Origin of the sequence: Bradyrhizobium sp. SZCCHNR1002, from assembly GCF_032381435.1 — a bacterium.
GTDB classification, from domain to species: Bacteria; Pseudomonadota; Alphaproteobacteria; order Rhizobiales; family Xanthobacteraceae; genus Bradyrhizobium; species Bradyrhizobium aeschynomenes.
In genome coordinates, this window is record NZ_JAUHIS010000001.1 from 2,761,303 (window position 1) to 2,773,756 (window position 12,454).

Consider the following 12,454-nt stretch of genomic DNA (forward strand, 5'->3'; position numbering starts at 1 on the left):
ATGCAAGGCTGAAGTGTCTTAGCGCGCCGCCGTGCGGACCGACAACGCGGCCGCGGGGACGCGGTCATCGTCGTCCGCCCGGCGGAATTGATCCAAGTTCGATTTCCGCAGTCTAGCCGTGCTTGACGATCAGGGTCTTCATCGCCGCAAGCTCGTAAAGCGCCTCAAAACCCTTCTCGCGGCCGTGGCCCGACTTCTTCATGCCGCCGAACGGCAGCTCGATGCCGCCGCCGGCGCCGTAGCCGTTGACGAACATCTGGCCGACCTTGACCTTGCGCGCGACGCGCATCGCCCGCGAGCCGTCGCCCGACCAGACGCCGGCGACCAGGCCGAACTCCGTGTCATTTGCGAGCCTGATCGCATCGGCCTCGTCGTCGAACGGCATCGCCGCCAGCACGGGACCGAACACCTCCTCGCGCGCCAGTTCGGAGTCGCGCGCGACCTGCTGATACAGCGCCGGCGCGACGTAGAAGCCCTCGCCGGGCACGCCCTCGGCGATCCTGCCGGACGCCACCCGCCTGGCCCCGCCGCCTTCGGCCCGCGCCAGCATGTTCTCGATGCGCTTCTTCTGAACCGCGCTGATGACCGGGCCGAGATCGAGGTCCATCTCCGGCGTGCCAGCCGTGATCTTCTCGAAGCGCGAGGTGAGGTCGGCGAGGAAGCGATCCCAGATCGAACGCTCCACCAGCACGCGCGACCCGGCCGAGCAGGTCTGGCCGGCATTCTGCACGATCGCAGCCGCCACCGATGTCAATGCCGCATCGAGATCGGCGTCCGCAAACACGATCTGCGGCGACTTGCCGCCGAGTTCGAGCGTGCAGCCGATATGGTTTCTCGCAGCCGCCGTCTGCACCAAGGTGCCGACCTCCGGGCTGCCGGTGAATGAGATGAAGTCGATGCCGTCATGCGCCGACAGCGCCGCGCCCGCCTCCTCGCCGAGGCCCGGCACCACGTTGATCGCGCCCGCTGGGAAACCGGCTTCCGCGGCAAGCTCCGCGAGCCGCAGCGGCACCAGGCAGGCCTCCTCGGCCGGCTTGATCACGGTCGCATTGCCCATCGCCAGCGCCGGCGCGACGGTGCGGCCGAACATCTGGCCCGGATAGTTCCAGGGAATGATGTGGCCGGTGACACCGAGCGGCTCGTACACCGTGGTGACGAAGAAGCCATCGAGGAAGGGGATGGTGTCGCCGTGTACCTTGTCGGCGGCGCCGCCATAATATTCGAAGTAGCGCGCCACGGCGACGACGTCGGCCCTGGCCTGCTTCATCGGCTTGCCGGTGTCGGCCGCTTCGAGCTTCGCCAGTTCCTCGGCATTGTCCTCGACGAGGCGGCCGAGCTTCGACAGCAGGCGCCCGCGCTCAACCGCGGCCAGCCGGCCCCATGGACCTTCGAGGGCGCGGCGCGCAGCAGCAACGGCGAGATCGATATCGGCCGCGTCGCCGGCCGCGATCGAGGCGATCACCTGGCCGGTCGCCGGAGCGAGCATCGCAATGGTCCGGCCCGATCTCGCAGGCTGCCATGTGTTGTCGATGAAGACACCTTTGGCGGCAGGCAGTTTGACATTGGCGTTCATGACAGGTCTCCCACGTCTCTCGATCCCCTCGCAGTCCGGCTGGAGCAGCCATTCGCGCCCGCTGAGGTCCCAGGGGCGGCGATCGGGAGGGTCCGTGGGACAGATAGACCTTCTGCGGCTCGCCGTCGATCACCCCGGATGCCGGCGCCGCTCGTCCGGGGCACCCGGCGCTGCTAGGCGTGCCGGCTCATCGTCGGCGCATAGAGGGCTTCCTGCTCGCGGCGCAGGCGTACGGCCGGCAGAGTCTCGTCGATCGCGACGTCCGACCACGTGATGCAGGCATCCTTGGCGACCGGCCGGACCAGGCGGACCTGGTGCGCGAGCCCGAGCGGAAGATAGCCCTGCGCCAGCGACGTCTCCGCCGGCGTGAGCTTGCCGAAAACGGTGTAGCCGCCTTCGCCGTCGAGCACATCGCCGGGCGCCAGATCACGTTTCGCCGTCGCGGCGACGTCGGCATTGAAGCAGATCGCGGCCCCGGTCGGCTCGCCCCGCAGCGCCACCGACGCCACCGAGATGCCGAGCTCGAGGCCGATGAGATGCCATTTCTTGTAGGAGCTCATGTAGCGGCCGCTCGGATCGGTGACCACCTTGTACTCCTCGAAACAATTGCGGATGTAGTCGCTGTCGCCCTCGAAGCAGACCCACACGCCCTTGCGGATGTCATTGGGGATGGGCTGCCCCTCCGCAGTGAGGCAGGACACGACCTCGACCTGCCCCTTGGCCTCCAGCACGCCGCCTTCCGCGCGCGGACGCATCAGGGTGGGAATGTCGTCCACGGAGCCGGGCGGAAAGGCGAGCCCCTGCGACGGCGCTGCGAGCCCGGTCGCGTTCGCAATCGCCGCGGATTCGATCGCCGGCTTCGAGCCGTCGAGAAAGGCATTGAACATCTTCGGATTCATGCCGCCACGCGCGGCCTGCTCGGCGGTCAGGCCCCAATGATCCCACACCGTCTCCGGCGTCGACTCCCGATATTGCGGCAGCCATTTGTGGCCGCGTCCGGCAGCGACCACCGGAAACCCGCAGGCGCGCGCCCAGTCGACCAGATCGCAGGCCAGCGCCGGTTGATCGCCGTAAGCAAGACTGTAGATGACGCCGGCCTGCTTCGCCTTGTGCGCCAGGATCGGCCCGCAGAAGGCATCGGCCTCGACGGTGACGTTGATGACCGGCTTACCCGCGGCAAACGCCGCGAGGCAGTGCTCGACCGCGGCCACGGGGTTGCCGGTACATTCGGCAACGACGTCGATCGCATCGCATCCGATCAGAGACTCCCAATCGTCGGTGAGGAAGGTCGTGCCATGCTTGAGCGCATCATCAAGGGAAGCAGCCGCATAGCGCTCCTCGGTCCAGCCCACGCGCTTCAGGTTCTCAGTCGCGCGGGCCGGCGACAGATCGGCGATGCCGACGAGATGGATGCCGGGTGTTCGGAGAACCTGATGCAGATACATGGCGCCGAACTTTCCGGCTCCGATCAGTCCCACCCTGACGGGCCGGCGCGCGACGTTGCGCTCCATGAGCTTGGCGTAGAGGTTCACGGGGCGGATCTCCTCGGCTGGTCAGGGCGAATCTAAAGTTCTCGGGCAATTTGTTTGCGCACGCTTGATGAGAACTTCAAGACGTCGTTCCCGCCAAAATCGTGTCCGCGCGTGCCCACCCATCACGCAGAATGGCGTCGTCACCGAGCCCGCTGACATGCCGGTTGACCTTTCTAGAACGGGCTGAGACGAGTCGAGCCAGGGCGACAGCGACCTCGCCCGTATCACGGCGCGGAGGGAGAAACATGTCCGGCCGGCGCGACGCGCAGTCAGCCGCGACGACCGCGAATCCGCGTCATCGTTTGGCCCCCGCCAGCGCGACGACGATGGCTTCGGACAATTGGCTCAAACGAAATGGCTTCGCGAGGAGCCTGGTGGTGGCGCGAAAGTCCTCGGGCACCAGCGAGGGGTCGGCAAAGCCGGACATGAAGAGAATGGGCAGGTCGGGCCACCTGCCACGCACCTGCCGCGCAAGCTCGATGCCGGTCATGCTGCTTGGCAGGAGAATATCGGTCAGCAGCAGCGAGACCGGCTCCGATCGCTCCAACGCGGCGATCGCCGCGGACGCGTTGACGACCACGACCGGGCTGTACCCCAGCGACGACAGCATGGTGGAGGCCATGGCTCCCACCAGCGCATTGTCCTCCACCACCAGGATGCGTTCGCCGGTGTCCGGTCGGGGCAGTCGCGTTACGCCAGCGCGCGGCTGCTCGGCGTCGCCAGGTCCCGCGCTCGGCAGATACAGCGTGACGCGGGTCCCCTGCCCGACCTGACTCGCGATCACCGCCGTGCCTCCGGATTGCCTGGCAAAGCCGTAGACCATGCTGAGGCCGAGGCCGCTGCCCTTGCCGAACTCCTTGGTGGTGAAGAAGGGCTCGAAGGCGCGGCGCGCGATGTCCGGCGGCATGCCCGCGCCCAGGTCCGACACCGCGATCGTGACGTAGTCGCCGGCGCCGATGCGCTCGTCGCCATCGTCGAGGGGCTGGTCGAGCACCGCGTTCGCGGTCGTGATCGTCAGGCACCCGCTGCCGGCCATCGCATCCCGCGCATTGAGCGCGAGGTTGAGCAGCGCATTCTGCAACTGCGTCGGATCGATCAGGCAGCGCCACAGCACCGGGTCCAGCGCGACGTCGATCTCGATGGTCTCGCCGAGCGTCCGCTGCAGGATCGTCGTCATGCCGCCGACCAGCTCGTTCGCGTCGGTGATCTGCGGCCGGAGCGTCTGCTTGCGGGCGAAGGCCAGCAGGCGGCGGTTGAGATCGGCGACGCGCTCCGCCGCCTCGATCGCCCGCTCGGCCATGCCGCGACAGGACACCTCGGCGGGCGGCAGTGCGTCGAGCAGCATGTCGAGATTGCCGAGCGTCGCCGCCAGCATGTTGTTGGAGTCGTGCGCGATGCCCCCGGCCAGCTGTCCGATGGCTTCCATCTTCTGGGCCTGGCGCAGTTCGTCCTCGATGCGCTTGCGCTCGGTGATATCGACCGACAGCACGAAGTAGCCGCGCACGGTGCCGTCCTGGCTGCAATCCGGTACCCGGATGGTCTCGCACCAGCGTTCCCGGCCGTCGGGAAATGCGGCCTTCTCCTCACTCCCGATGGTTTGCCCGGCCAGCACGGCCTCGATCCTGGGCCTCGCTTCGTCAACATGGCTGGGATCGATGAAGTCGTCGATCCTTCGGCTGCGGATGGCTTCCGGGGACGGCTCGGCATACCATTCGCGCGCAACGCGGTTGGCATAGCGAATCTGACCGTCGGCCCCGACATGGATGATCAGCGCGGGGACGTTTTCGGTGACGAGCTGATGCTGCTCCAGATTGTCGCGCAGTGCCTGCTCCGAGGCCGCGCGCAGCCGCCATTGCCGCGCCAGGCCGAGACCGAATCCGGCAATCAGCAGATTGAGCCCGGCGGCGACGACGCTGTAATACACGGCATTGTTCTTCCAGCCCGCCAGATATTCGATCGGATGGCGCGCCACGGTCACGACCAGCGGCAGGCCGGCGACCCGCCGATAGCTGATGCTGCGCGAGACGCCGTCGGTGACGCCGCTGCCTTCGAAGCTCCCGTGAGGCGCTTGCGGAAGGAACTGCGTGAACAGCCGGTTCGATCGAACGTTGCGGCCGGCAAACGCGTCTGCGTTCGGCGTGCGAAGCAGGATCGTGCCGTCGTCGCGATACAGCGTGACGGTGCCGCGCTGCCCCACGTTCAGCGACAGGAAGAACTGCCGGAGATTCTCGTAGTCGACGGGCACGACGACGACGCCGGCAAAACGTCCGTTCATCATGAATGCGCGGCTCACCGCGATGAAGGGACCTTTGTTGACGCGCGAAGCCACGGGCACATCGATGAAGAGCCCGCGGTCGGGGTCATCCCGTTGAACCTGGAAATAGGTGCGATCGGCGAAATTGTTCTCGCGGCCGGGCACGCCGTTGCCGGCGCTATCCCCCAGCAGATTTCCCTCGGTATCGAGAACGACGATTCCGCCCGCAACGGGGTACGGCGCCACCCTGTGCTTCAATTCGTTGATCAGGGCCGGATTGCCGCGGGTGAGCAGGTTCGGATTGCGCGTCAGGTTGTCGATCGTCGTGTTGAGCAGCACGTCGACGCCCTGGATGTTGCGCAGCATGTATTCCTCGAGCGCGCGGGCGAGATCGCCGTTCGCGGCCTCGGTCGTCCGATAGGTCTCCCAGTAGTTGACGGAGAGCATGTGCGCCACGAAGGCGTCGCAGAGCACCGCCAGCAGGAGGCCGCTCAGCACGATGATCCGGGGCGTCCAGCGCCGGTCGCGTCCGGACCCAGGCTCCTCTCTGGTCAACGTGCCGATGATGCCGCCCTGCCGCAGACCGCGATGGCCGAGAGTCGTTTTGGTTTGGTCCAACATGGCGCCAGAAATTCAGGGGGTCGCGAGCCGTCTGTCGTGATGTCATTGTCGCGGGAGCGTCAGGCAATCTCCCGGCAGCCCATGTCCCGAGGCGTTCTCGAGATCGAGGCCTCGCAATCGCGACGTCTGGATAGCATGGTTTGCAGTGGGATGTCATCTTGGGCGGTATCCCATGGCGCAGAACGGATGGACCGGGAGCTTCCATGGTTGACGCCGCCTCGAAGACGTCGGCGCAAATCGACGCACGCGCGGCCTTCGCCTTATCCGGCATTGCTCTGCCATCCTCGTTCAAGGCGGCGGTCATGAGTGCAGAGCCCGGCCGCATCAGAGCCGCGAAGGCAGCCCCCTTTGTCTCCAGACCAGACCGAAGTAGACGAACTGCGCGGCCAGCGCCGCGGCGAACCCGGCTGGATATCCCATCCAGACGCCATCCAGGCCGTAGGTGCCCGATGAAACGAAGGCGACGGGCACCTGAACCAGCCAGATGCCCGACAGCGCGATGACGGTGGGCCATCCGACCGCTCCGGACGCTCGCATGACGCCGACGAGGACATCGGCGACCCCCACCAGAACATAGCTCCACAGCGTGAGCTTCAGAGCACGCTCGGCCATCGCCAGGGTCGCCGCGTCCGTCACGAACCAGGACAGGATCGTCTCCGCGAACGACAGCAGGCCGGTCACGCTCACGGCGCCGACCAGGACATTCATGGCCGCCCCTGTCTTCACCACGCCATGGAGCTGCCCGAACCGCCCTGCCCCGATCGACTGCGCAGCGATCACGGTCGCCGCAAGACCCACGGCCTGCATCGGCGCCAGCAGATATCCGACCACCTGGTTGACGGCGCCATACGCAGCCGTCGCGCTCGATCCAAACGAATTGACCAGCGTGATCACCGCCACCTCGGCCAGCGACGCCACCATGGTCTGGAGGCCGCCGGGAATGCCGAGGCCGAAAAACGGGCCCACGAGCTCCCGATCGATCCGCAGCCGCCGGATCAGGTCCTTGCGGAGCGCCAAGGCATGATCACGTTTGTGCAGAAGCACGACGAGATACGGAAGCGAGATGGCGCAAGCCACGATATTGGCCCAGGGCGCGCTCGTGACACCGAGTTTGGGCAATCCTCCCCACCCGAGGATCAGGGCCGGCGTCAGCAACAAGGCCGTACCGAAATAGACGCTCATCACGATCAACGGTGTCTTCGCATCTCCAGTGCCTCTCAGAAGAAATGCATAGGCGAACACCAGCGTCACGAGCGGCAAGGACAGGAAGGTGACGCGTGCATAATCGGTCGCCGGCGCGACGATGTCCGACGGCGTCGCCATCAGTCCGAGCAGTTGCGGCGCGAACCCATAGCCGATGACTGCGATCGCAACGCTGAGCCAGAAGCAGACGCACAGAGTGGTGCCGGCGGCGGTCCTGATCCCGTCCGGATCGTCAGCGCCATGAGCGCGCGCCACGAGAATGATGCCGCCGGAAATCAGGCCGATCAGAAACGAGACCAGCAGAAAGAAGATGGGAAAGAACACCGAGGCGACGGCAAGCGCGGATTCGCCGAGCAACTGGCCGAAATAGATCGCGGTGACCGTGCCGGACAGCAATTGCAGAGCCGCGCTGGCCGATTGCGGAATCGCAAAGCGCGCCAGCGGCCACCACAGCGAAGGCGGCGCGTCCGTAGCGAGGTCCTGCTCCGGCGCAACACCGGCGATCGACGGGACAGTATCGGCGGCAACCAAGCTCCTTGGCCGTATCCGGGGAGACCGTCGATATCCGGTCATCGCCATTCCACATGTGCCGCATCGGTCACGGCTCCATCGCCCGATGCACGGTGCGCCCCGGCGGAAGGCGGCCGGCCGGGCCAAAAATCGGCAAGCCGCCGCTCGGGGTCGGCGACGATGGCCAGGATCAGCTCGACGACATCGTCGAGCAGGCGCGCCACACCATCCGCGTCGAACCGCTGCCTGCCGAAGATCAACCGGAAGCTCATGCCGCTGTCGACCGAGGCCACGAGGCACAGCGGAAAATCGATACCCGCCTCGAAACTGTCGAACGCGGCCACTCTGATGTCACCCGCAGCCGCCGTGTGGCGGCCGGTGAGCGCATCATCGACCGGATAGTTCTCGAACACGACGACGGACTCGAACAGCCGCTGATCGCGCGGCACATCGAACCAGTGCGCGATGTCACTCAGCAGAATGCGGTCGTGCATCTGCTCGTCTGCCTGTCGCGCCTGCAGATCCGTCAGCCAATCCGACACGCGCATCTCGGGCGCCAGCCTCACCCGCCGGGGCAGCGTGTTGGTGCAGAGTCCGACGATCTGCTCGACCCCGTTGACATCTCCGGGCCGCACCGCCGTCGTCATGCCGAACAGCAGATCGTCGCCGGTGTCGGCGTGGCGGGCCAGCGCAAGGCTCCAGGCTCCCTGAACCAGCGTATTCATCGTTAGTCGCAGAGCATGCGCCGCCGCCTGAATTTTCGTCGTCAGGCGATCCAGAATGCGCGCGTGGACCTCGCCCGCGGAGTCGACCGGCTCCTCCGCGCTGCCGCGGGCCAGGTCGAGACGGCGTGGAAGATCTGCTCCGCGGAGCCGGTCGACCCAGAACGCACGGTGGAGTTCACGATCTGCCGAACAATGCCAGGACAGGAAGTCCCGATACGAGGGGGGCGCCGGCAGAGACGCCGGACGGACCTGATGCGCAGCATGATAGAGCTCCATCAGCTCGCGCAACAGCAGCGGCACGGACCATCCGTCCAGCAGGATATGGTGGAAGCTCAGGACCAGCGTGTGGCGGGCCAGGGACTGGCGAAGCAGCGACGCTCGCAGCACGTCGCCGCCGGACAGATCAAAGCCGGCCTTCCTGTCTTCGTGCAGAAACGCGCTCAGATGGGTTTCGACGACGTCCGGTGACAGCTCCGTCCAATCAGCAAAGCGCCATCGTGGATCGGGCATCCGCCGCACGATCTGCACCGGGTTCTCATCGTCATCCGGGAATGCGACGCGCAGCGAGCCATGTCGAACGATCAGGCTACTCCAGGCTCTCTCGAGCGCGCCTGCATCCAGGTCGCCGTCGAGCGTCAGCCAGAGCTGCTCGTGATAGGCGATGCTGCCCGGCGCCCGGCGGACGTGGGCCAACATGATCTGCTGCATCGGACCGAGCGGCCAGACGTCCTCCAGATCGGGGTAACGCTGCTGCAAGGCGGCGAGCCTGATATCGTCGAGCGTCACCAGCGGGAAATCGGAGCGCGTGAACCGGCTCGGCTCACAGGCGCGGCAATGAGCAATCAATCCCTTCAACGCCGCCCGGAAGCGCTCGGCCAGATCTGCAATCGAAGCCCGGTCATGCGCGTCCGGCCACCATCGCCACTCCACCAGCAACGTGCCGCCTTGGATCACCGACACGACCTCGATCAGGTGATCCCGTTCGCGCTCGGCGGCAATCGAAGAACCGGCATCTTCCGCGGCCATCCGCCACCCCGCCGCACCGCGCTCATCGAACCGTCCGAGATAGTTGAAGCTGATCGAGGCGCGCGGCAGGGATTGCAGGATCTTGACCGTTTCCGGATTCAGATAGCGCAGGAGGCCCCAGCCGATGCCACCGTGCGGCACGTCGCGGAGGTGGTCCTTGATCCGCCGCAGCACCACGCCCGCTGCAGGTCCGCCATGGAGCGCGTCCCTGAGATCGACCTGTCCGGCATCCAGTCGAACCGGAAACATCGTGGTGAACCAGCCGACGGTTCGAGACAGATCGACCGTCGGGAAAATGCTCTCCCGACCATGTCCCTCGAGATCGACGAGGCTGACAGTCTCCGGGGCCCCGCGTGCAGCCCGCCAATCCGCCAAGGCGATTGCGAGTGCAGCCAGCAGGGCATCATTGATCCGGCTGTGATAGGCCTTCGGCACGACCGTCAGCAGCGCCTGGGTTTCGTCGGCCGGCAGATCGATGGTCAGAGACGTCGTCTCGCCATACGTGGCGCGGCGCGCGCCCGTCGCGTGGTCGACAGGCAAGAGCGGGACATCCCGGCAGATCGAGGTCCAGTAGTCGAGTTGGCCGGCGGCGTCGGCCCCGCGTGCGTAATCGGCCAGCCGTCTTGCCCAGCCACCGAACGACGTCGTCCTCGGCGGCAATGTGACGGAGCTTCCCCGCTCGAGCTGGTCGTAGGCCGCCATGACGTCCTCAACGAGAATCCTCCAGGAGACGCCATCCACGACCAGATGATGGATGACGAACAACAGGCGTCCGGGTGTATCGGCGCCGAAGTCGAACCAGGCGACGGCCGTCAGCCGGCCTGCCGACGGATCGAGGCTCTTCTGAAGTGTCGCCGCAGTGGTAGTCAGTTGCGCGGTCCGTGCCTCCGGCGCGAGCTCGGCCAGATCGACATGCGTGAGCGCGACGGTGACGTCCGCGACAGCAAGTGGCTCTTGCCGCCAGCCGGTCGCATCCCGGATGAAACGGCTGCGCAACGCATCGTGATGGATGAGGATCGACGCGAGCGCGCGTTCGAGCCGCGCCGGCTTGATGTCCGGCGGCACCTGCAGCAGCGCGGATTGATTGAAATGATGGATCGGACCGGGATGGTCGAAGAACCAGTGCTGGATCGGAGTCAGCGGCGCCGGCCCCAGCGGATCGTCCGGCTCGGCAGACGTCTGCGAGGCAGCCGCGGCCTGGGCGAGCGCGGCGACGGTCTGATGCTGGAAGATCTGTCGCGGCGTGATCGTAACGCCGGCAGCACGCGCGCGAGACACCAGTTGCATCGATTGGATGGAGTCGCCGCCGAGCTCGAAGAAGTTGTCGTGGATACCGACCTGCTCGGGGCCGAGGATGTCGGCGAACAGGCCGGCGAGCACGGTCTCGACCGGATTGCGGGGCCGCTGGTCGGCGCCCTCGCGACGGCGCTCCGGCGCCGGCAGCGCGTTGCGGTCGAGCTTGCCGTTCGGCGTCAGCGGCAGCGACGCGAGGACGATGGTCGCCGCGGGCACCATGTAGTCCGGCAACGTGCGCTGCAACTGCTGGCGGAGATTGTCCAGGTCGATCGCCGCCTCCGGCTGCGCCACCACATAGGCCAGCAGCCGCTTGGTCCCGCCGTCCTCGCGTAGCACCACCGCCGCCTGCGCGATGCCGGCCTGCGCCAGCAGCGCCGCCTCGATCTCGCCGAGCTCGATGCGGAAGCCGCGCAGCTTCACCTGATGATCGAGACGGCCGAGATAATCCAGCACGCCGTCCGCCCGCCATCGCGCCAGGTCGCCGGTCCGGTACAGCCGCTCGCCCCTGGCGAACGGGCTCGGCACGAACCGCTCCGCCGTCAGTCCCGGCCGATGCAGATAGCCGCGCGCCAATCCGACGCCGCCGATATACAGCTCGCCGGCCACGCCGACGGGGACAGGCTCCAGATGCGCGTCCAGCACGTAGGTGCGTGTGTTCGGCAGCGCCCGGCCGATCGGCGGGCGACGCGCGTCGCCGCAATGATGCACGGTCGTGCAGACGCTGGACTCCGTCGGACCATAGGCGTTGAACACGCGGCGGCCCGCAAGCCACGGCCGCAGCAGCTCCACCGTGCAGGCCTCGCCGCCCGCGATCAGGATCTTCAGGTCCGGCAGCGGCGCCACCGGCAAGGCGGCCAGCGCCGCCGGCGGCAGCAGCACCGCCGTCACGCGCTGGCGCTGCAGCAGTTCGCGCAGCGGCTCGCCCGGCATCAGGTCGTGCTGCTCTGCCAGCACCAGCGCCGCACCCACCCGCCAGCTCATGACCAGATCCCACACCGCCGCATCGAAGCTGATCGAGGCGAACTGCAGGATGCGGTCGCTGGCTTGCAGCGGCAGCTGATCCAGCTGCGCATCCGCCAGGTTCATGATGCCGCGATGCGACGTCATCACCCCCTTGGGCCGTCCGGTCGAGCCGGAGGTGTAGATCACGTAAGCGAGATGATCGGCGTCACAGCTGACGGCCGGCGCCGTCTCCGGGTGCCCGGCGATGGCAGAGGCGTCGGCATCGAGCTGCACGATGATCGCCCCGGTCGCCGGCACGCGCTCCAGCAGCGCCGCCTGCGTCACCAGCACCGGGACCTTGGCATCCTCCAGCATGTAGGCCAGCCGCTCCGCCGGATAGCGCGGATCGAGCGGCAGATAGGCGCCACCCGCCTTGAGGATGCCGAGCACGCCGACCACCATGTCCAGCGAGCGTTCGACGCACAGCCCGACGATCACATCGGGTCCGACGCCGAGCCGCCGCAAATGATGCGCCAGCCGGTTGGCCCGCCGCTCCAGCGCGCCGTAGCTGAGCTCCTCGCCATCCATGGTCACGGCAAGCGCACCCGGATCTCGCGCCGCCTGCTTCGCGAACAGCTCGTGCAGGCAGCGATCCTGCGGATAGGCGACGCTGCCGCCGCTCCACGCCGTCAGTTGCTGCCGCTCCACGGCGCTCAGCAGGCTCAGCTCGGACAGGCGCGCCTCCGGCCGCGCCGCGATCTCCTGCAGCAGC

5 protein-coding genes are annotated in these 12,454 nt (G+C 67.1%); all 5 read right to left on the reverse strand.

The features are described from left to right. Positions 1-112 precede the first annotated feature (112 nt). Positions 113-1,573: an aldehyde dehydrogenase family protein gene (locus QX108_RS12480; RefSeq protein WP_315721589.1), complete on the reverse strand. Its 1,461-nt coding sequence runs from the start codon at positions 1,571-1,573 to the stop codon at positions 113-115. Between the two features lie 173 nt (positions 1,574-1,746). After that, entirely contained in the window at positions 1,747-3,105 is a 1,359-nt protein-coding gene (locus QX108_RS12485; protein WP_315782227.1) for an NAD(P)H-dependent oxidoreductase, read from the reverse strand. 295 nt (positions 3,106-3,400) lie between these two features. After that, positions 3,401-5,980 (reverse strand): ATP-binding protein, encoded by a 2,580-nt coding sequence (locus QX108_RS12490; RefSeq protein WP_315782229.1) that lies wholly within the window; start codon positions 5,978-5,980, stop codon positions 3,401-3,403. Positions 5,981-6,304: 324 nt separating this feature from the next. Further along, positions 6,305-7,714 (reverse strand): MATE family efflux transporter, encoded by a 1,410-nt coding sequence (locus tag QX108_RS12495; protein ID WP_315782231.1) that lies wholly within the window; start codon positions 7,712-7,714, stop codon positions 6,305-6,307. A 38-nt stretch (positions 7,715-7,752) separates the two neighbouring features. Beyond that, the coding region (locus QX108_RS12500) for a non-ribosomal peptide synthetase (protein ID WP_315799406.1) at positions 7,753-12,454 on the reverse strand (4,702 nt) is incomplete at its 5' end.